We start from the raw sequence: 19,792 nt of genomic DNA, 5'->3' as shown, positions 1-19,792 counted from the left end.
TGCCGGGATAGTCCTTAGCCGCCGTTTCCCCCGCCGCTCAGCGATACCCTGGGCAGGCGCACGGTAAATATCGTGCCGCTTTCCAGACTGGACTCGGCGCCGATGGTGCCGCCATGCGCGCTGGCGATTTCACGCGCGATAAACAGGCCCAGGCCGATGCTGGTGGCATTGGGCGCCTTCTGATCGTCGGAAATGGCCAGCTGGACCAGGGGATCGAAAATGCTCTTCAGCGACGCTTCCGGGATCTGGCGGCCGAAATTCTTCACTTGCACCACGGTCGTATCGGCATCGCCGAAAGCCGTGATGGTCACCGGCTGGTCGTCAGTGCGGTATTGCGCGGCATTGTTGAGCAAATTGGAAAACAGCTGGGACAGGCGGGCCGCATCGAAGTCGCCAATCATCTCGCCCGTGGTGCTCAGTTCAAACTTGCATTGCGGGTGAGCGGCCGATGCATCCTCGACGGCCGTCTTGCAGATTTCCCCCAGGTCGCCCAAGGCGGGTGAAATGGGCATGTGTCCCCCCAGCTGCGTCCTGGCAAATTCCAGCAAATCGTTCACCATGGTTGTCATGGTGGCCGCGCTGCGGGCCACCCTTGCACCGATCTGCACCGTGGAAGCGGAGGTCGCGCTCGGCCTGCTCAGCAGCGCACCGGCCATCGTCATCGTGCTCAGCGGACTGCGCAGATCGTGGCTGAGGATGGCGAGAAAGGTATTGCGGGTGCGGTCGCTCTGCTGCGAATAGCGTATGGCCGATTCCTGCAGCGCCTGGTCTATCGCTTCATTGAAGCGCAAGATGTCGTCCGTTGCCGTTTTCGACGTTACCTGCACCTGTGCCATCCACAGGCGCAGCACGCTGGCCCGCATCGCGCGAAATTCCGCCGTCAACTGCGGCAGCGTGAAGCCGATCTGCTGGCGCAGCGAGCCGTGCGTGGCGGCGGCCGTTTCCTTGCCCGTTATTTCCGATACGCCCGTGGTCGATTTCTTCTTTCGCTGCGCCGCGTTCTCGATGACGTCCATGTCGCGCACGATGGTTTGCAGCATCTGCTTGGCATGATCGCGCAATTCCGCTTTCGAGATGGCGGCCCCCGGAATGGGCAGCGACCTGGCGAAGAGTTCCCACTCTTCCAGGATCGGCTCCAGATGGCCGGTAATAAAGCGCGATAGTTTCACGGTGGACCAATGCGTTGATGGAAGAGGAGCCAGTGTACGCTGTTGAGCTGAGGGATGGGGGATTGGGTTCTGCTCTGGGTGTCATATGCAGGTAGAGTCGCTCAGGCGGAAGAATTCGGCTGGATGTGCGCCGGTACAAGGAGGAGGGCCCTGGTTGTAGCTGTGCCAGGCAGCGCCCAGGCTAGCAGATTGCGCCATACGTCCCTTTTCCCGTGCGCAGGTCGAGTCCGAAATAGCATTCGTATCCCGCCTCTTTTGTATGAACGCAGGCAATATCTCCCCTGCGCCGCTCACGGTAGTCAGCCGAGGAACTGCACGCCTGTTCCTGTTTTATATCGGGGCCGAGCTGAGCAAACAGTTCCCGTGCCAATTCCCCTTTGACCATGATTGCCACTTTCCGGTCGTTTCGCGTGGGTGGCAGCATTTCGGACAGCGTTCCGCCGTAGATCTGATAGTCACCGCGCAAGGGCCTTGGCTCGCCAGACCACTCCCGCTGCTTGTCTGCCGCGTGTGCCGTTGAGAATAGAGCGAGCGCTATGGCGCAGCATGTAAGCCGAATATTCATCCATGCTCCCTGATTTCAATATGAAGATGGTCGTCGTGTCCTTTCAGAGACCGCACGCGCCCGCCACCGATCGTCTTTTGTATCTCTTCATCGTTAAAGAAGACCTTGGTGACCATTGGGTGCCGCAGAAACAGCTGTATCAATTTGATAGTGGCGCTCCGGTCATACACGCTATCAAAGCGCGACACGCGTGCGGACTGGCCTTGCAGTTTGTCCTTCCGCACGGGGCGTAGATCCATTTCAATGCCTTTTCTGTGGCTGACATGCTTGTCGTACGCTAATCCTTCGGCAATGCTGATATTCCCAATACCAAATTTTCTATCATCAATTGCCTGCCATTCACGTTCGATGTAAAAGATCAGGGATAGCAAGCTGGGGTGCGCATATTGGGCCATATGGCCGGAATTTGGCATCCGGTGCAGATTGCCATAGACGTAATACCCGGCATCTTCCGGAGCTTGCGGCAATATATAAAAACCGCGCTTATCCCTGGGTTGAACTTCAAGCATGGTCAACTCCGCTATGGGCAACGGTGGGGGAGTTGGCATTGTTTCGTATTTCTTTCCATCGGGAATTGCGGTGTCGCAAACTGTGGCGAACACGAACCAGATTCATCAACGCCATGGTGGTAACTTTTTTATATCGTGTTTGTGACGATGTGTGAGTATGTTGCCGCCTATTTGGTGCACACTTTGCCGCATATAAATCCGGGAGTGCCGCCATGACCAGGTCACGCAGCTTGCCGCCACGATTGCTGGGAGCAGGCTTCCGTGGCTTTTCCCTGCTGCCGCTGGCTATCTCATTTGTCGTGCTGGTGTGCCTGTCGCTGCTGGCGATCCAGTTATGGACGACCTTGCGCGCGCGGGAAGGGCAACTGCTTGAAGCGTCCCGTGAAAGTGCCAATCTGGCGCAATCTGTTGCTCAGCATGCCTATGACACCATCAAGGAAGCCGATACGGTGCTGGTCGGACTGGTGGAGAGGGTGGAAACAGACGGTGTTGTCGGTCTTGAACTGGCCCGTATCCACAAATTGCTGGTCAACCGTGTCGCCGAGTTGCCCCAGTTGCACGGTATCTTCATCTATGCCAACGATGGCAGCTGGCTTGTGAACTCTCAGAAAACGCTGTTGAGCAATCTGAATAATTCCGACCGAGATTATTTCAAATATCACCGAACGCATGCTGATCGGGGGCCGTATGTCGGACCTCCCGTGCGCAGCAAATCGACGGGACACTGGATAGTCACGGTGTCACGACGAATCAATTTGCCTGATGGAAGTTTCGGCGGCGTGGCGCTGGCGACCATCGACATGAATTATTTCAGGCTGTTTTATGAACGTTTTTCGATAGGAAAAAAAGGCGCTATTTTTATTGCAAATGGAGGCGGCATTCTTTTATTGAGAAGACCGTTCGATGAGAGTTTGCTGGGGCGCGATATCTCAAAGTTCCCGATATTTCATGATTACCTGCCCAAAAGTCCCGTCGGCACGGCCGTGATCCAGTCGCGGGTCGATGGCGTGACGCGTATCAATAGCTATCGAAGAGTCGAGGAATACCCGCTGGTGGTCTCCGCCGCACTGTCGCAGGATGAAGTGCTCGCTGCGTGGCGGCTCGATACGGTGATGCAAAACGCGGTGGGTGGCGTGCTGGTGCTGCTGATTGCCTTCATCGGATACCGCGTGGTGCGGCAGATCGATTTGCGGGTCAAGAGCGAGGCGGGACTGGTCGAGGCGCGCAATGAACTGGAAATGATCAATGAAACCCTGGCCCGCCTTGCCAGCCAGGATGGATTGACGGGGCTGGCGAACCGGCGCCACTTCGACCAGTCGCTGCTTGCCGAGTTCAGCCGTGCGCAGCGTGAAGACAGCTCACTTGGGCTGGTGTTGATCGATGTCGATTTCTTCAAGCAATACAACGATATCTATGGCCATGTGGCTGGCGACGAGTGCCTGAGAAAAATCGGCAAAGTGGTCGGCTACAGCATGCGCAGGCCGGGCGACCTTGCGGCGCGCTACGGCGGCGAGGAAATGGTCATTTTATTGCCAGGAACGGAGTTGCCGGGCGCATTGGCGGTGGCGGAAGGCGTCCGCCAGGCCGTGCAATCGCTGGGAATCGAGCATAGCGGCAATGCCCTCGGCGTGGTGACGGCCAGCGTCGGCGTGGCGGCATTTATGCCGAAGCACCTTGAAAACCAGGCGGTCGAACTGGTTGAACTGGCTGACACTGCACTGTACAAGGCCAAGGCATTGGGGAGAAATCAGGTCTGTCATGAATCTTCTAGCGAAATTGCCGCCGAACAGGCCGCGACTGCTTTTGCGTTTCGATAGCCATTGTTGATGGCGCATGAGGCAGGGCGGTTTTGCGCTGCGTCCTCGGTGGCGCGTGCGCCAGCCTTGTCCATGTACAATCGGCAACATCCGGATCGACGTATCCGCCCCTTCACTGCGGAGTACGCACTAGCGTGACACCAACATTGCAAACCTGGCTGAGGGCTTGGCGGGAAGCCTTTACGTGCGTCGGCCTGGGCCTGCGCGATGCGCGTCATGCGGGGCTGTGGTGGCGTTCCGCGCTGTGGTGCATGGCGGTCGTGGCGCTGTGGCTGGGACTGTATAGCTACTTTGGCCGTTTTTTTGTCGAGCTGAGCGCCATGCTGGCGCTGGTGTCCGTCACCGGCTTGCTGGGCCTGGGCGTGATGGATGGCGTCGGGGCGCTGGCCAACGGGCCTGCCACCGTGTCGCAGATGGGCAATATCGCCGGCGGCCTGGGCAGCGCTGCCAAGGCCATGCTGTCGATCGGCCAGATCGCTCTGGCATTGCTGGCGCTGGCTGCTTTTTTCTATGTCATGGTCTTCATCGTCGGCGCCATCGGTACGGCGCGCCTGCCGCTGCGCTGGCTGCTGCTGGAGCGTGCCAAGGCGGTGGTGGCGCGGCGCTATGTCGCGTGGGCGCCGCCGGCCGGCCTGGATGCATCCGCCGCGCGCCCTGCCTGGCGGCGTCGCCTGTTGCTGCTGCTTTCCCTCCTGATTCCCGTGTGGGCCATGTGCGTGCTGATTTCGTACTTGCTGGCCTGGAACGTCCAGATGGTCTACGGCGCGGCGGCTGAAGAGGTGCTCGGCGCAGAACAGCAAGCGGCGTTGCGCCGCGCACAGCGTCCGGCGATTTTCGCCCTGGGACTGCTATTGTGCTTGCTGATGCTCGTCCCGGTTCTTAATTTACTGCTGCCAGCCTTGCTGTGCACCAGCGTTTGCCATTTGCAGCGCCGCGGCTGGCGCGCAACGGAAACGTCAATCAACGTGGAGTGAAGATGACTGAAAACGCAAGACGCGGCACCCTCGAGCGCGCGATTGAAATCGCCGCCGCCACCCATGCCGGCCAGACGGACAAGGGCGGTGCGCCGTACATCCTCCACCCCTTGCGCGTCATGCTGCGCGTCGCCCCCGGTGCCCAGCAGATAGTCGCCGTGCTGCATGACGTGGTGGAAGACAGCGACGGCAAAGTCACCTTCGACGACCTGGCGCGCGAAGGATTTTCCCAGGAAGTCATCGACGGCGTGCGCGCCGTGACCAAGGTCGAAGGCGAGTCGTATGAGGCGTTCATCGCCCGCGCGGCATTGAACCCGGTCGGCAAGGCCGTCAAGCTGGCGGATCTGGCGGAGAATAGCGATTTGTCGAGGATAGATAGGCCGACGGAGAAGGATTTGGAGAGGGGGGAGAAGTATCGGAGGGCTATTCAGCAACTCATATCAGAGCAATGATTCTTGAATGCCGAGAGCGTGTCCGGGTGATCTGCCCCGGGGTCACCGGGTACGACCCAGAGCCTTGCGGATAGCCTGTTCGACGGGGCGGTCTATCAGCGCCAGGACGATGACCACGATAGAGGTAACAATCAGTCCCTCCAGTAAAGCAGGATCCGGAAAAAGTTGCTGATTGGCGATGGCAGCGGGCACTGTTGCACGCTTCCAGAGTAGGAGCACCAGAGCGGCGCCAGCGGCGAGCAGCATGGCCGGCCGGCGATGCTGCAAGCGGGCGATTTGCCCCATCAGCAGCAGCGCGATACCCCATGCAAAAGGATAGAAGCCATGGTCGAACAAGATCATGCGCTCGTCATAGTATGTGCCGGTGTACCAGGCAAAATGGGAAAAGCCGAAAAGACCATAAGCGACGAGAGCCACAGCTAGCACGAGGAAACTGGTGGAAAGCAGGCGAGCAATTTTCATGGTTGGGTTTTCTTTGCCAATGCTTCGAGATCGCGCTCGGCCAGGTGGCGTTTTTGCTTGGTTACTTGGATGATCTTGCCTTTGGTGGATGTGGTTCGCTGGCTGCGTCTGTGATTCTGTTTTTCTCGCCGTCGCCATGACTTGTCGATGCGCCCCTGCGTATGATTTCACCGGGCATGAAAGTGTAAGTTTTTAGAATTGGTAAATGTAGCATATTTATTAATTCTATTGACGTCCACCCTGATTCCCAGCAGATACCTGTCGTTCGACGTCTTCAAACGCAAGGCCTTGGACTTCCTGACATTTGGTAGTGCATACATGGAAGACCTGTCCAGCCGCAGCGGCAAGGCGTTGAAGTTTGAGCATGCGCTGAGCAAGCACATGCGACGCGGCGTCGATCTGGATACTTATTATGTCGTGAACGGCTACTAGGTCGCGCACCAGTTCGACAAGGGCCGCGTGTTCTACCTGATGGAACCGGACGTGAACCAGGAGCTGTACGGCGTGCCGCAGTACCTGAGCGCGCTGCAATCGGCCTGGCTCAACGAGGCGGCTACTTTGTTCCGCCGCAAGTACTACAAGAACGGTTCGCACGCCGGTTTCGTCTTTTACATGACAGACGCGGCCGCCAACACCCAGGACGTGGACAACCTGCGCCAGGCCATGCGCGACAGTAAGGGGCCGGGCAACTTTCGCAACCTGTTCATGTACGCGCCGAACGGCAAGAAGGACGACATCTAGATTTTTCCCGTGTCGGACGTAGCCGCGAAAGACGAGTTTTTCAACATCAAGAGCGTCACGCGCGACGACCAGTTGGGACATTCTGACGACGTAATCTATCGTAATACTCGTTTATGCAGTATACAAATTACGTTGTAGCTGATTATTTGATTCCTTGGTTACTCAGAGCTTTAACTGAGTCGGAACTTGGGGTAGGCTATAGGTAATATATTTTTTAACTTATTGGGTGCTGAGATGAACGATGCGGTCACATGTACGAATAGAAATATTCCACTTCCTATTCAGCGAGAGGTACGCCAAAGGTGCGGTTTTGGATGCGTGATCTGTGGAATGCCACTTTATGAGTATGAGCATATGATGGAGTGGGCAGAAGTTAAACGACATGTGGCAGATGAAATAACCTTGCTTTGTGATCAGCATCATAGGGAGAAGACTGGGGGACTCCTTCCACGTGAGGTTGTGGAGAAGGCTAATAGAAATCCATTTAATTTGCGTGAAGGTGTAAAAAAACCCTACGACTTACACTTTCAAGGAGATGAAGCAGAAATAGTTATTGGTGGAAATAGATTTACCTGTAAGGATCAAGGGTATGGAACCGTCATGATACCTGTAAGCGTTGATGGTATCCCTTTGGTAGGTTTTGTACTTACTGATGGACATTTGCTTCTCAATATGGTGGTTTTTAATGAATTTAATGTTCCAGTAATGCACATTAAAAATAACCAATTGTTTCAGTCAGCTATTCCATGGGATATTCAGCTTGTTGGAACGTGCCTTACGATAAGAGAAGGAAAGGGGGATATATTGATTGAAATTATATTCAATCCCCCAAATAAAATAACTATAAATCGAGGTAGATTTTTAAAGAATGGCGTTGAGATTCTGGTTCGGCCAACTAATATTTTAATTGTAAATAATGCATCATTTATATCAAATTGCAGCGCTCATAATTGTTCGGGTGGTCTGATTGTTGGGTATCATGAAAATAGAATTGGTGGGTTTATGGCAATTGAAGGTGTTTCTCGCCTTAACAGGAATTTAGAGGCGGCACTTGCGTTTGAGAAGGAATGTCTTGCAAGAAGGTAGAAATTTAGGAGCGAGATTCACGTCCTCTATTTGTACACGGCCTGAGCCACTGATGTTGTCGTTATGAAAAATCGCCTGCGGCGCAAAACCTAGTCAGAAGAATCGGAGAGGGTTGCGCTTGCAAGCGCAACCCGGTTTTGCGACGCCGAGCTGCGCTCGCCGAAGACCCCGCAAAACCCCCGCGCCCGTACCGGACGCGGATGCGATGCCCGCGCTCTGTATGCATGGAATAAATAAAAAGGGCCTCCCTGCCAAAACGGGGAAGCCCTTTTTATTTATTCAGTGGTGGAGACAGCGGGAATCGAACCTACCGTAAACTTAGATTTTTTAGGTGTCTTGAAGGTTTTGCTGGCAAAATACGTACAATCAACCCGTAACGGCAGCTTTAGTTTATTGTTAATAATGAAATATTCGGCTAGTTCAGCCGAATTGGCGAACCAAAATAAGTGGACGGCTTGCTAATTTTAGTAGTAATTCTTTCACCTAATTTGAAATCGGTAAGCTGGAAATCGAGAGAGTGTAAATATGAGAGTAATAAAAGGTGAACGTGACATGGTTCATCATGGCGAGTCAAAATCTGGAATTGTGATGCATGACTTTCTCTGTCATTTGGATGAAACTTTTAACGCATCAAGTCATGATTTATTTTTGGATTTTTTCAAAAAAAACAAAGGCATATCAAAATGGATGATATTTAGTGACTACGCACTAAACGACAGAAATAAACCGAATGACGCAATTACCTTTTCCATTTTTCCTTACACGTCTAAGTTCACAGAGCTCAGTAAGCTGATTGATAAAATTTCTTTCAAGGATATAAAGAGCCTTAAAAAAGTAAATCTCGAATTCTTGCGATTCATCAACGAAAGCGAGATTTTGAATATATCCATAATAATGGATAAAAATATGAAGCTTGATCCTTTTAACGAGCGCGAGCTGTTAAAGACTTGCTATAGGACAGCCCTTAATCAAATAAGTTTCTGGATAAGCAATGAAGGCGAAAAAGAAAACTACATACGATTACAAAAGGCTTATAAAACTCTACTTCGCGAAGTGTCTAAGCCAGGGGCGAACTTAAGAAATATAAGAAACATTGAAATTGTATCTAATCTCATTGCTTATATAGCATTTCAGGTTTGTAAATCGGTAAATGTTGATATTATTGGTTGGTTTTCTGATAGGGACAGCATTTTAAACCATAAAAAAGTAAAATTTCCCCTGCCGGCAATATTTGATTTGGCCAATAATTTATTTCACAATCTAATGTTGTCAGAAAATAGTGGTTACACGGAAAGGTTCGTTTTTGGGGTGCCCGAAGAAACCGGTAAGATGTGGTATGACTCCTTCAATAGAGTGCCTGACTTAATATCTGCAACGCTTGCGGATTATGATTACAAAAATAATTTCAGCAGCCACGATAAGTTTGTTCCCGTAATCGAGAGTGTACTTACCAATCGAAATAAATGCTTAATATATAAAATATATGCATTTAGCGATGGTTTTCAAGCTGGATATTTGTCTTTATCTCGGGGGAGTGGGGATTGTCAATAGGTTAACCGGGCTCAATAAGTCGAGCCGGTTATTTTCAAAGTTTTTCTGCCAAGAGCTCCCGCTTTTCCATTTTTTCGACAGACCGCTTTTGGACGTTTCCTGCCTATCAGTCAGGATAGGTAATGTTGCACGACAGCCAGCAGATAAACTTTATCCTTAACGGCCGAACACTATTTCCGCTTTTGATCCGGCCGCTTGATCTGCATCCGGCATCCAAGGGGGGGGCGAGGGTCAGGTCCGTCATTCGTACACGGCTTGATCAGATGATGTTGCATATAGGAAAACCGCCTGCGGCGCAAAAGCTGGTCAGAGGAATAGGAGAGGGTTGCGCTTGCAAGCGCAACCCGGTTTTGCGGCGCCGAGCTGCGCTCGCCGAAGTCCCGCAAAACCCCCGCGTCCGTACCGGACGCGGATGCGACGCCCGCGTTCTGCATGCATGGAATAAATAAAAAGGGCCTCCCCGCCAAAACGGGGAAGCCCTTTTTATTTATTCGGTGGTGGAGACGGCGGGAATCGAACCCGCGTCCGCAAGCACTCTACAGACAGTTCTACATACTTAGCACTATCATTTAATTTAACTCAGCCAGCACGGATGTGCACGTTATGGGCAAGCGAGTTACCTATTATTTAGTCGGACGCTAAGTAACCCAGCATACGACGAGTCCCTGTAAATGACTCTAGAGCTTTTGACGGCCCACCCCAGGGACGAGGTGTTCTAGAGCTAACAGCGATTAAGCTGCCAGTGCGTACGAGTTATCGTTTGCAGTTAAGTTTTTTCAGGTTGTATTTACGAGGTAGCCCGCCCTCGGTATGCCCTGCGCTGCTTTGCAACCCACGTCGAAACCAGGTCGTCCCCACAGAACCTTCATTGTAGCGCAATCTGCCCACTCTTGCTTGGTGCATTCGCGGTAAGGAACGAGGCATCTTCGAATCGCTTGAGTCAGACGAATCGGAGAGGCTTGCGCTGGCAGGCGCAAGCCGGTTGTGCGGCGCCGGGCTGTGCCCGCCGAAGTCCCGCACAACCCCCGCGTCCGCAAGCACTCTACATACAGTTCTACATACTTGGCACGATCATTTAATTTGACTCAGTCAGCACGGATGTGCAGGTTATGGGCAAGCGAGTTACCTATTATTTAGTCGGACACCAAATAACCCAGCATCAGACGAGCTCTGCGGTGACTCTGAAGCTTTTGACGGCCCACCCCAGGGACGAGGTGTTCTAGAGCTAACTGCGATCAAGCTGCCAGTGCGTACGAGTTATCGTTTGCAGTTAAGTTTTTTCAGCTTGTATTTACGAGGTCGCCCGCCCTCGGTATGTCCTGCGCTGCTTTGCAATCCACGTCGAAACCAGGTCGTCCCGACAGAAGCTCCTGTAGCGCAATCGGCCCACTCTTGCATGATGCATTCGCGGTAAGGAGCGAGGCAGCTTTGAATCGCTTGAGCCAGACGAATTGGAGGGGCTTGTGCTGGCAGGCGCAAGCCGGTTGTGCGGCTATCGGACGAGCAGTGCTCGTCCCGCATCCCCCCGGGTCTACGAGCACTCTACAGACAGTTCGGACTGGTATTTAATTTTAGAGGTAAGCGTAAGTTCTTACCCCAAAGGCAAGTGCTGGGGTCAGACCCGGCGGGTCTGACCCCAGCTTTCCGCTGCGGAAAGTGATGCTCCTCAAGCCGCCAACTGCCGCTCCTGCGCCGCCTTCACGACGCCAGTCACCAGCTCCAGCAAGGCCAATGGCGTATCGAGCAAATGGTCGGCGTTCCAGTGCTGCGGCTCGACGGGGCCGCAGTAGCCCCAGGCGCAGGCGACCGTGCGCATGCCGGCGGCGCGGCCGGCCTGGATGTCGCGCAGGTCGTCGCCCACGTACCAGCAGTCTTCCGGCGCCAGATCCAGGCGGCGGGCCGCTTCCAGCAGGGGGGCGGGATGCGGTTTCGGGTGGGACATGGTGTCGCCCGAGATCACGCAGCCGGCGGCGCCCAGGCCGATCTGGCCGACTAGCGGGTCGGTGAAGCGGGCGGCTTTGTTGGTGACGACGCCCCAGGCCAGGCCCAGAGCGGTCAAGCCTTCCAGCATGGCGGGGATACCGTCAAATAAACGGCTTTCCACGGCCAGGGCCGCTTCGTAATTGTTCAGGAAACCGTCTTTCAGGGCTTCGTAGCCGCTTTCGCCGGGGGCTATCCCATACGACGCGCCTATCATGCCGCGCGCGCCGGCCGAGGCCGTGGGGCGAAGGATCTCATACGGGGTCGGCGTCAGGCCGGCGCGCGCGCGCAGCAGGTTGATGGCCGCCGCCAGGTCGGGCGCGGTGTCGGCCAGGGTGCCGTCGAGGTCGAACAGGATGGCGCGCGGGGCTGGCAGATGGTCAGTGATCATGGCGGGCAAAGTGTGTCAAGTGGGAATGAAAAATGGCGGCCGCAGCCGCCTTGTATTGTGCGTGATGGTTACAGCGGCCGGGTGCAGGCCACCAGGTAATTGACGCTGGTATCGCTATTAAGTGAGTAAATCTTGGTCAGCGGATTGTAGCCCATGCCGCGCATGCTGTTGACGTCCAGGCCGGCGCTGCGCAGGTATTGCGACAGCTCGGCCGGGGTGATGAATTTGTCATAGTCGTGCGTGCCTTTCGGCAACAAACGCAGCAGGTATTCGGCGCCCAGGATGGCGAACAGATACGCTTTCGGGTTGCGGTTCAGGGTCGACAGGAACACGTGGCCGCCCGGTTTGACCAGCGCGGCGCAAGCCTTGACGATGGCGGCGGGGTCTGGCACGTGCTCGAGCATTTCCATGCACGTCACGACGTCGTACTGGCCCGGCTCTTCCTCGGCCATGGCTTCGGCGGCGATCAGCTTGTAGCGTACCTTGGCGCCCGATTCCAGGCTGTGCAGGTCGGCAACTTTCAAGGCCTTGTCGGACAGGTCGATGCCCGTCACGTCGGCACCCTTGCGGGCCATCGATTCGGCCAGGATGCCGCCGCCGCAGCCGATGTCGATCACGCGCTTGCCGGCCAGCGGCACTTTCGCGTTGATCCATTCCAGGCGCAGGGGGTTAATTTCGTGCAGGGGACGAAACTCGGAAGTGGGGTCCCACCAGCGGTGGGCCAGCTCACTGAATTTTTGGATTTCGAGAGGGTCGGCGTTCATAGGTCGAATAATAGCGGCAATTTTACAATTGGACAGCCACGGACGAAAAAAAACCCCGCCGTAGCGGGGTTTTTCATGCTGTTCTTGACTTGCGCGATGACTTGCGGCAAGTCCAGGGGTTCAGCAATTACTTGTTGCGGGTACCAACAACTTCGATTTCCACGCGACGGTTTTTCGCACGGCCTTCGGCAGTTTTGTTATCAGCAACAGGTTGTTTTTCGCCTTTGCCTTCGGTGTACACGCGGTTGCTTTCAACGCCTTTGTTGACCAGGTAGGCTTTGACAGCATCAGCACGACGTACCGACAGTTTTTGGTTGTAAGCATCGGTGCCGACGGAGTCGGTGTGACCCACAGCGATGATGACTTCCAGGTTGATGCCACCCAGTTGTGCGGCCAGCTCGTCCAGCTTGGACTTGCCTTCTGGCTTCAGCGTAGCTTTGTCGAAATCGAAGAATGCATCAGCAGCGAAGCTGACTTTTTCCGAGGTAGGAGCAACTACGACTGGCACTGGCACGACTGGTGCTGGTGCTGGAGCAGGTACGACTGGTGCTGGAGGAGCCACGCATTTGCCGTCTTGCAGGGTTTCTGGCTCTACGCACAGTGGTACGTCGCAACCTGGCACTGCGTCAGCAGGTGTCCAGTAGCCGGTACGCCAGCACAGGCCGAATGGGTCACGCACGATTACGCCGCGAGCATCTTGCACATAAGCGCTTTTTGGGCTTGGTGCTTTGATGTCAGTGGTAACTGGCGCGAATGGTGGGGAGGTTGGGGTTTGGGCCGAAGCCGAGCCAGCAATCACTGCGGATGCAGCGAAAAACAGCGTTACAAATTTATTCATTCTTTTTTCCTTTCGGGGGGTGATATCCGCAGAACAACACTGCGCTACTGGTGCTACGTGCCAAGATTTTATCATGTAGACCATATGCGCTCGTTTCAGATTGCGAAACTAGCAATTAACTTCCCAGTCATTTTGCCACACGCATCAGGGGCACACGACCGTGGTTAAATCAAAGCTTGCCCGATTTTAGACCGTGCGTTGTTTTTGCGCAACGAAAATGCCCATTTGTAACGCATCTGTAACAATTGATCGCTTTTTTTGCCTCTTTTAAGGGCAGGTGGCTTGAACTGACATTGCCATTGTGCATTATCGACAGGGCAACATGCACGGCTCCGATGCAAACTGCCAATCTTGCCGGTATGGCCAATTTGTACAGGTAGCTGGGCGCGCATGCTAAAATCGTGCGCTTGACTGTTAAGAGTGTCGAGCAAATGCCCACGGCGGCACTGCATGGCCAGCACGTACCCTTGCGGTACGCGTACTGGCCGCGCCGCCAGCCCGCCGATTTGTTCAGGCACTCTGCGACATGGAAACCGGGCCACGCCAGCAGCGCGCGGCGCGGCGTCCACGACGACAGCCACCCAGGATATGCAGTATTGCGTCATACATTGCGTAACAGATAAGTTAACCACAGCCTGAGATCAGTCGAACCGCCAATGGATCAATTCGCAAAAGAAACAATTCCTATTTCCCTCGAAGAAGAGATGCGCAAGAGCTACCTCGATTACGCGATGAGCGTGATCGTCGGTCGCGCCTTGCCCGATGCGCGCGATGGCTTGAAACCAGTGCACCGCCGCGTCTTGTTCGCGATGCATGAAATGAATAACGTGTGGAACCGCCCTTACGTCAAGTGCGCCCGCGTGGTCGGCGAAACCATGGGTAAATACCATCCCCACGGCGATGCCTCGATCTACGACACGCTGGTGCGCATGGCGCAAGATTTTTCGCTGCGCTACATGCTCGTCGATGGCCAGGGCAACTTCGGTTCCGTCGACGGCGACGGCGCCGCGGCAATGCGTTACACCGAGTGCCGCCTGGACAAGATCGCCAGCGAGCTGCTGGCCGATATCGACAAGGACACCGTCGACTTCCAGCCCAACTACGATGGCAAGGAAAAGGAACCGACGGTCTTGCCGACGCGTATCCCGAACCTGCTGATCAATGGCTCGTCCGGTATCGCGGTCGGCATGGCGACGAACATTCCGCCACATAACATCACCGAAGTCATCGACGGTGCGCTGCACGTGCTGCGCAATCCCGAGTGCACGATCGATGAATTGATCGAGCTGATCCCGGCGCCGGACTTCCCGACGGCGGGCATCATCTATGGCGTGTCCGGCGTGCGCGACGGCTACCGCACGGGCCGCGGACGCGTCGTCATGCGCGCCAAGACCCACTTCGAAGAATACGGCAAGGATGGCGGCCGTATCGCCATCATCGTCGACGAGCTGCCATTCCAGGTCAACAAGAAATCCTTGCTGGAACGTATCGCTGAAAACGTGCGCGACAAGAAGCTCGACGGCATTTCCGACATCCGCGACGAATCCGACAAGTCGGGCATGCGCGTGGTGATCGAGCTGAAACGGGGCGAAGTGCCGGAAGTGGTGCTGAACAACCTGTACAAGCAGACCCAGTTGCAAGACACCTTCGGCATGAACATGGTGGCTCTGGTCGATGGCCAGCCCAAGCTGCTGAACCTCAAGCAGATGCTGCAATGCTTCCTGTCGCACCGCCGCGAAGTGGTCACGCGCCGTACCGTGTTCGAACTGCGCAAGGCGCGCGAACGCGGCCACGTGCTCGAAGGCCTGGCGGTCGCGCTGGCCAACATCGATGACTTCATCGCCATCATCAAGGCCGCGCCGACGCCGCCGATCGCCAAGGTCGAGCTGATGGCCAAGGCCTGGGATTCGTCCGTCGTGCGCGAAATGCTGGCCCGCACGGGCGACGGCACGACGCCGGGCGGCGTGGATGCCTACCGTCCGGAAAACCTGCCGAAGCACTACGGCATGCAGACGGATGGCCTGTACAAGCTGTCGGACGACCAGGCGCAGGAAATTTTGCAGATGCGCCTGCAGCGCCTGACCGGCCTGGAACAGGACAAGATCGTCAACGAGTACAAGGACGTGATGGAACATATCGCCGACTTGCTCGACATCCTGGCCAAGCCGGAACGCGTCACCGTCATCATCACCGATGAAATGACGGCCGCGAAGAACGAATACGGCGCAGGCAACAAGGACGTGCGCCGCTCGCAGATCGAGCTGAATGCGACCGACCTGGAAACGGAAGACCTGATCACGCCGCAGGACATGGTCGTGACCCTGTCGCACACCGGTTACATGAAGGCCCAGCCGATCACCGAATACCGCGCGCAGAAGCGCGGTGGCCGCGGCAAGCAGGCGATGGCGACGAAAGAGGAAGACTGGATCGACCAGCTGTTCATCGCCAATACGCACGACTACATCCTGTGCTTCTCGGATCGTGGCCGCATGTACTGGCTGAAGGTGTGGGAAGTGCCGCAAGGCTCGCGCAATTCGCGCGGCAAGCCGATCGTCAACATGTTCCCGCTGCAGGACAACGAAAAGATCACCGTGATCCTGCCGCTGTCGGGCGAGAACCGCACGTTCCCGGAAGACCATTATGTGTTCATGTCGACCAGCCTGGGCACCGTCAAGAAGACGCCGCTGAAGGACTTCAGCAATCCACGCAAGGCCGGCATCATCGCGGTCGACCTGGACGACGGCGACTTCCTGATCGGCGCGGCGCTGACCGATGGCCAGCACGACGTGATGCTGTTCTCCGATTCGGGCAAGGCAGTGCGCTTCGACGAAAACGACGTGCGTCCGATGGGCCGTACGGCGCGCGGCGTGCGCGGCATGAACCTGGAAGAAGGCCAGCACGTGATCGCCCTGCTGGTGGCCGAGAACGAGCAGCAGTCGGTGCTGACGGCCACGGAAAACGGTTACGGCAAGCGTACGCCGATCACCGAGTACACGCGCCATGGCCGTGGCACGAAAGGCATGATCGCCATCCAGACCAGTGAGCGCAACGGTAAAGTGGTTGCCGCGACCCTGGTCGATACCAGCGATGAAATCATGCTGATCACCACCGGTGGCGTATTGATCCGCACCCGCGTGTCGGAAATCCGCGAGATGGGCCGCGCGACGCAGGGCGTGACCCTGATCGCCGTGGAAGACGGCACCAAGCTGTCCGGCCTGCAGCGCGTGGTGGAAACGGATATCGACGAAGTCGAGCTGACGACGGAGGCGGATACCGCGCCTGCGCCGGCAGCGGCTGAACCGGCCGATCCTGTCGATCCGGCCCAGCCGGAGTAAGATGATTGGGGCTCTTTCGGGAGCCCCAATTGCTATTGGCGCGTGCTTATGCCGCCAGCAGAATTGCGTAGGTCGGCTTAGCCCGTCGGGCGTAAGCCGACAGGTCTTCCGGCCGCCACCCTTTTACCAGTCATTCAAGACCCCGCATGCCATGAGAAAAATCGTCGCCACCTTCTTCGCCGCGTTTTCGCTGGCCTTCCTCGCGACCCTGCCCGCCCTGGCCCAGAGCACGCAAGCCACGCCCGTGCGCCAAGCGGCGCCCAGCCCCGCCATGAAAGTGGCCGTGCGGCGCATGCTCGACGCGATGCAGTTCCCGCAACTGACGCGCAGCATCTTCGACCAGATGCTGCAATCGGTGCCCGCCATGATCCGCCAGTCGGCGCAGCAGCAAATCAACAGCAACCCGAAACTGGACGAGCAGCGCAAGGCGCGCGCGCTGGCCAGCGCCGAGGAAGAAATCCCCCTGGCTATCGCCACCCTGACGCAGGTACTGGCCGACCCTACCCTGATCGACGAGCTGGGCGACGAAATGGTGCCCCTGTACGCGCGCTTTTACACGGTGCAGGAAGTCGAGCAGCTGACGGCCTTCTACAAGACGCCGCTGGGCCGCAAGATGCTGGCGACCATGCCGCAACTGTCCGCCGAATCGATGGCCATCAGCCAGCGCGTGCTGATCCCCCGCGTGAATGCCGTGCTTGACCAGGTCATGCGGGCGGCCACGCAGTCGCCCCAATAAGATTTTCATTTTTGCCAAGGATCGTATCGTGACCCATATCTACAATTTTTCAGCCGGCCCCGCCGTCTTGCCCAAGGAAGTGCTGGCGCAAGCGGCCGCCGAGATGCAGGACTGGCATGGCAGTGGCATGTCGGTGATGGAAATGAGCCACCGTGGTCCCGAATTCATCTCCATCTACAAGCAGGCCGTGGCCGACCTGCGCGAACTGCTGGCCGTGCCCGACAACTACAAGATCCTGTTCCTGCAGGGCGGTGGCTTGGGCGAAAACGCCATCATCCCGATGAACCTGGCGGGCCTGGCCGCGCAGCAGCCGGCCACCGTCGACTTCGTGCATACGGGTTCGTGGTCGGGCAAGTCGATCGAGGAAGCGGCCAAGTACGCCAACGTCAACGTGGCCGCGTCGTCCAAGGCCGCCCATTTCACGGGCGTGCCGCCCGTCTCCGAATGGAAGCTGACGCCAGGCGCCGCCTACCTGCACATCTGCACCAATGAAACCATCGACGGCGTGGAATTCCAGCAGGCGCCGAACGTGCCGGCAGGGACCACCATCGTGGCCGACATGTCCTCGCACATCCTGTCGCGCGTGATCGACGTGTCGCAATATGGCGTCATCTTCGGCGGCGCGCAGAAAAATATCGGCCCGGCCGGCCTGACCCTGGTCATCGTGCGCGAAGACTTGCTGGGCAAGGCGCTGCCGATCTGCCCGTCGGCTTTCGACTGGACCATCGTGGCCGAACATGAGTCGATGTACAACACGCCGCCCACCTACGGCATCTATATCGCCGGCCTGGTTTTCCAGTGGCTCAAACGCCAGGGTGGCGTTGCGGCCATGGAACAGCGTAATATTGAGAAAGCGGCTCTGCTGTACGCAGCGCTCGATGCGGACGACTTCTACCAGAACTGGGTCGAGCCCGCATACCGCTCGCGCATGACCATCCCGTTCTATCTGCGCGATGAAAGTCTGAACGACGCATTCCTGGCCGGCGCCAAGCAGCGCGGCCTGCTGCAACTGAAGGGCCACAAGTCCGTCGGCGGCATGCGTGCATCGATCTATAACGCGATGCCGATCGAAGGCGTGCAAGCCTTAGTCAATTATTTGAACGAGTTTGCCGGACGCTAGAATGCCTGCCAAAAAGTCCAGGGCGTTGTTGCATTGCCTTGTCGTACATTCGTACTGCCAGCGGCAACGCGCCTAGCCCTGATCATTTTGTCCGGCATTCTCATGAGCAAGCGCGCCGGCCCGCCGCCGGCGCAGGCCGTGCGGCCATGATTGAAGTACAGCTGACGAAACAAACCACCATGACCGATAAATTGAAACCGCTGCGCGAACAGATCGATGCGATCGACGCGCAAATCCTCGAGCTGCTGAACCGCCGCGCGCAAATCGCCCAGCAGGTGGGCCACGTGAAGGCCGAGACGCAGGCGCCCGTGTTCCGTCCCGAGCGCGAAGCGCAGGTGCTGCGCGGCGTGGCCGAGCGCAATCCCGGCCCCATGGGCGACCGCGAGGTGCAGACCATCTTCCGTGAAATCATGTCGTCGTGCCGCTCGCTGGAAAAGAGGGTCACCGTGGCGTATCTGGGCCCGGCCGGCACCTTCAGCGAACAAGCCGTGTATCAGCAGTTCGGCAGCGCCGTCGAAGGCTTGCCGTGCGCGTCCATCGATGAAGTATTCCGTTCCGCCGAAGCGGGCACGGCGGACTTCGGCGTCGTGCCGATCGAAAATTCCTCGGAAGGCGCCGTCAACCGCACGCTGGACATGATGCTGCAGACTAGCCTCATCATCAGCGGCGAGGTGGCCATTGCCGTGCACCACAGCCTGATGACGAAGAGCGGCAACATGGAGGGCGTCACGTCCATCTGCGCCCATTCTCAGGCGCTGGCGCAGTGCCAGGTGTGGCTGAACCAGAATTATCCGCACGTGGCGCGCCACGCCGTCGCTTCGAACGCGGAAGCGGCCCGCATGGCCGGCGAAGATGGCACGGTGGCCGCGATTGCCAGCGAACTGGCCGGTGCGCAGTACAAGCTGGGCGTGGTCAAGGGCCATATCCAGGACGACCCGCACAACCGCACGCGCTTTGCCGTCGTCGGCACCTTGCAGACGGCGCCGTCGGGCAAGGACCAGACCTCGCTGGTATTGGCCGTGCCGAACAAGGCGGGCGCCGTGTACCAGTTGCTGGCGCCATTGGCCAAGCACGGCGTGTCGATGACGCGCTTCGAGTCGCGCCCGGCGCGCATGGGCAGCTGGGAGTATTATTTCTATGTCGACGTGGAGGGCCACGTGCATGACGCCGCCGTGGCACAGGCGCTGGCCGAGCTGCAGAGCAATGCGGCGTTTTTCAAGGTGCTGGGGTCGTATCCGGTCAGTCTGTGACTTCGATTGATGCCTGTGGTGGTGTCGGATTACGCTCCGCTAATCCGACCTA

General features: G+C 56.9%; 17 protein-coding genes, 2 other RNA genes and 1 pseudogene. 10 read left to right on the top strand and 10 right to left on the bottom strand.

Going from position 1 to position 19,792, the window contains the following annotated elements:
- Positions 1 to 14 precede the first annotated feature (14 nt).
- The 3 genes from KO538_RS18420 to KO538_RS18410 form a co-directional block, all read right to left on the bottom strand.
- A complete protein-coding gene (locus KO538_RS18420) occupies positions 15 to 1,169 on the bottom strand; it encodes a HAMP domain-containing sensor histidine kinase (protein WP_219329254.1) in 1,155 nt (384 codons plus the stop codon).
- Positions 1,170 to 1,350: 181 nt separating this feature from the next.
- The gene (locus KO538_RS18415) at positions 1,351 to 1,635 is read right to left on the bottom strand and encodes a hypothetical protein (RefSeq protein WP_219329253.1); all 285 of its coding nucleotides are present in this window, start codon (positions 1,633 to 1,635) and stop codon (positions 1,351 to 1,353) included.
- A 95-nt stretch (positions 1,636 to 1,730) separates the two neighbouring features.
- Entirely contained in the window at positions 1,731 to 2,243 is a 513-nt protein-coding gene (locus KO538_RS18410) for a penicillin-insensitive murein endopeptidase (RefSeq protein WP_219329252.1), read from the bottom strand.
- A gap of 212 nt (positions 2,244 to 2,455) precedes the next feature.
- Here KO538_RS18410 and KO538_RS18405 point away from each other — a divergent pair, with 212 nt between their 5' ends.
- From KO538_RS18405 to KO538_RS29660, 3 genes are all read left to right on the top strand, one after another.
- Positions 2,456 to 4,060 carry a sensor domain-containing diguanylate cyclase gene (locus KO538_RS18405; RefSeq protein ID WP_219329251.1) on the top strand — a complete coding sequence of 535 codons (1,605 nt, stop codon included), beginning with the start codon at positions 2,456 to 2,458 and terminating at the stop codon, positions 4,058 to 4,060.
- Between the two features lie 134 nt (positions 4,061 to 4,194).
- Positions 4,195 to 5,034 (top strand): hypothetical protein, encoded by an 840-nt coding sequence (locus KO538_RS18400; protein ID WP_219329250.1) that lies wholly within the window; start codon positions 4,195 to 4,197, stop codon positions 5,032 to 5,034.
- A 2-nt stretch (positions 5,035 to 5,036) separates the two neighbouring features.
- Entirely contained in the window at positions 5,037 to 5,486 is a 450-nt protein-coding gene (locus KO538_RS29660; RefSeq protein ID WP_219329249.1) for a GTP pyrophosphokinase, read from the top strand.
- A gap of 42 nt (positions 5,487 to 5,528) precedes the next feature.
- On the opposite strand, the gene KO538_RS18390 is transcribed toward KO538_RS29660, so the two are convergent.
- The gene (locus tag KO538_RS18390) at positions 5,529 to 5,948 is read right to left on the bottom strand and encodes a hypothetical protein (RefSeq protein ID WP_219329248.1); all 420 of its coding nucleotides are present in this window, start codon (positions 5,946 to 5,948) and stop codon (positions 5,529 to 5,531) included.
- A 225-nt stretch (positions 5,949 to 6,173) separates the two neighbouring features.
- Between KO538_RS18390 and KO538_RS29430 the strand changes: the two are divergent.
- The 3 genes and pseudogenes from KO538_RS29430 to KO538_RS18370 form a co-directional block, all read left to right on the top strand.
- Positions 6,174 to 6,764: pseudogene (locus KO538_RS29430) on the top strand (phage portal protein); the annotation flags it as partial.
- Positions 6,765 to 6,923: 159 nt separating this feature from the next.
- Positions 6,924 to 7,775: a hypothetical protein gene (locus KO538_RS18375; RefSeq protein ID WP_219329245.1), complete on the top strand. Its 852-nt coding sequence runs from the start codon at positions 6,924 to 6,926 to the stop codon at positions 7,773 to 7,775.
- Between the two features lie 525 nt (positions 7,776 to 8,300).
- Positions 8,301 to 9,326: a hypothetical protein gene (locus KO538_RS18370; RefSeq protein ID WP_219329244.1), complete on the top strand. Its 1,026-nt coding sequence runs from the start codon at positions 8,301 to 8,303 to the stop codon at positions 9,324 to 9,326.
- 495 nt (positions 9,327 to 9,821) lie between these two features.
- Here KO538_RS18370 and ssrA (KO538_RS18365) read toward each other — a convergent pair.
- The 6 genes from ssrA (KO538_RS18365) to KO538_RS18340 form a co-directional block, all read right to left on the bottom strand.
- Positions 9,822 to 10,182: a transfer-messenger RNA gene (gene ssrA, locus KO538_RS18365) on the bottom strand.
- Between the two features lie 167 nt (positions 10,183 to 10,349).
- Positions 10,350 to 10,678, bottom strand: a transfer-messenger RNA (tmRNA) gene (gene ssrA / locus KO538_RS18360).
- Positions 10,679 to 10,992: 314 nt separating this feature from the next.
- Positions 10,993 to 11,697 carry an HAD family hydrolase gene (locus KO538_RS18355; RefSeq protein WP_219329243.1) on the bottom strand — a complete coding sequence of 235 codons (705 nt, stop codon included), beginning with the start codon at positions 11,695 to 11,697 and terminating at the stop codon, positions 10,993 to 10,995.
- Positions 11,698 to 11,765: 68 nt separating this feature from the next.
- On the bottom strand, positions 11,766 to 12,461 hold the full coding sequence (gene ubiG / locus KO538_RS18350; protein WP_034751812.1) for a bifunctional 2-polyprenyl-6-hydroxyphenol methylase/3-demethylubiquinol 3-O-methyltransferase UbiG: 696 nt from the start codon (positions 12,459 to 12,461) through the stop codon (positions 11,766 to 11,768).
- Positions 12,462 to 12,588: 127 nt separating this feature from the next.
- Positions 12,589 to 13,299, bottom strand: a complete 711-nt coding sequence (gene ompA, locus KO538_RS18345; RefSeq protein ID WP_034751810.1) for an outer membrane protein OmpA — start codon at positions 13,297 to 13,299, stop codon at positions 12,589 to 12,591.
- A gap of 164 nt (positions 13,300 to 13,463) precedes the next feature.
- Positions 13,464 to 13,817 (bottom strand): hypothetical protein, encoded by a 354-nt coding sequence (locus KO538_RS18340; RefSeq protein WP_219329242.1) that lies wholly within the window; start codon positions 13,815 to 13,817, stop codon positions 13,464 to 13,466.
- A 138-nt stretch (positions 13,818 to 13,955) separates the two neighbouring features.
- Here KO538_RS18340 and gyrA point away from each other — a divergent pair, with 138 nt between their 5' ends.
- From gyrA to pheA, 4 genes are all read left to right on the top strand, one after another.
- Positions 13,956 to 16,634, top strand: coding sequence for a DNA gyrase subunit A (gene gyrA / locus KO538_RS18335; protein ID WP_034751809.1), 2,679 nt, complete (start codon positions 13,956 to 13,958; stop codon positions 16,632 to 16,634).
- Between the two features lie 151 nt (positions 16,635 to 16,785).
- Positions 16,786 to 17,370, top strand: a complete 585-nt coding sequence (locus KO538_RS18330) for a DUF2059 domain-containing protein (protein ID WP_034751808.1) — start codon at positions 16,786 to 16,788, stop codon at positions 17,368 to 17,370.
- Between the two features lie 28 nt (positions 17,371 to 17,398).
- Positions 17,399 to 18,490: a 3-phosphoserine/phosphohydroxythreonine transaminase gene (gene serC / locus KO538_RS18325; RefSeq protein WP_219329241.1), complete on the top strand. Its 1,092-nt coding sequence runs from the start codon at positions 17,399 to 17,401 to the stop codon at positions 18,488 to 18,490.
- A gap of 179 nt (positions 18,491 to 18,669) precedes the next feature.
- Positions 18,670 to 19,740 (top strand): prephenate dehydratase, encoded by a 1,071-nt coding sequence (pheA, locus tag KO538_RS18320; protein WP_034751850.1) that lies wholly within the window; start codon positions 18,670 to 18,672, stop codon positions 19,738 to 19,740.
- The last annotated feature ends 52 nt before the right edge of the window (positions 19,741 to 19,792 follow it).

This window comes from Janthinobacterium sp. NKUCC08_JDC, assembly GCF_019345575.1.
GTDB lineage: Bacteria > Pseudomonadota > Gammaproteobacteria > Burkholderiales > Burkholderiaceae_D > Janthinobacterium > Janthinobacterium aestuarii.
This window is presented reverse-complemented; position numbering and strand designations above follow the sequence as displayed.

Coding starts and splice junctions, on each gene's coding strand:
- pheA (WP_034751850.1), top strand. CDS start 18,670: ATGACCGATAAATTGAAACCGCTGCGCGAACAGATCGATGCGATCGAC.
- KO538_RS18405 (WP_219329251.1), top strand. CDS start 2,456: ATGACCAGGTCACGCAGCTTGCCGCCACGATTGCTGGGAGCAGGCTTC.
- KO538_RS18390 (WP_219329248.1), bottom strand. CDS start 5,948: ATGAAAATTGCTCGCCTGCTTTCCACCAGTTTCCTCGTGCTAGCTGTG.
- KO538_RS18355 (WP_219329243.1), bottom strand. CDS start 11,697: ATGATCACTGACCATCTGCCAGCCCCGCGCGCCATCCTGTTCGACCTC.
- KO538_RS29660 (WP_219329249.1), top strand. CDS start 5,037: ATGACTGAAAACGCAAGACGCGGCACCCTCGAGCGCGCGATTGAAATC.
- ompA (WP_034751810.1), bottom strand. CDS start 13,299: ATGAATAAATTTGTAACGCTGTTTTTCGCTGCATCCGCAGTGATTGCT.
- KO538_RS18375 (WP_219329245.1), top strand. CDS start 6,924: ATGAACGATGCGGTCACATGTACGAATAGAAATATTCCACTTCCTATT.
- KO538_RS18370 (WP_219329244.1), top strand. CDS start 8,301: ATGAGAGTAATAAAAGGTGAACGTGACATGGTTCATCATGGCGAGTCA.
- KO538_RS18330 (WP_034751808.1), top strand. CDS start 16,786: ATGAGAAAAATCGTCGCCACCTTCTTCGCCGCGTTTTCGCTGGCCTTC.
- ubiG (WP_034751812.1), bottom strand. CDS start 12,461: ATGAACGCCGACCCTCTCGAAATCCAAAAATTCAGTGAGCTGGCCCAC.
- gyrA (WP_034751809.1), top strand. CDS start 13,956: ATGGATCAATTCGCAAAAGAAACAATTCCTATTTCCCTCGAAGAAGAG.
- KO538_RS18410 (WP_219329252.1), bottom strand. CDS start 2,243: ATGCTTGAAGTTCAACCCAGGGATAAGCGCGGTTTTTATATATTGCCG.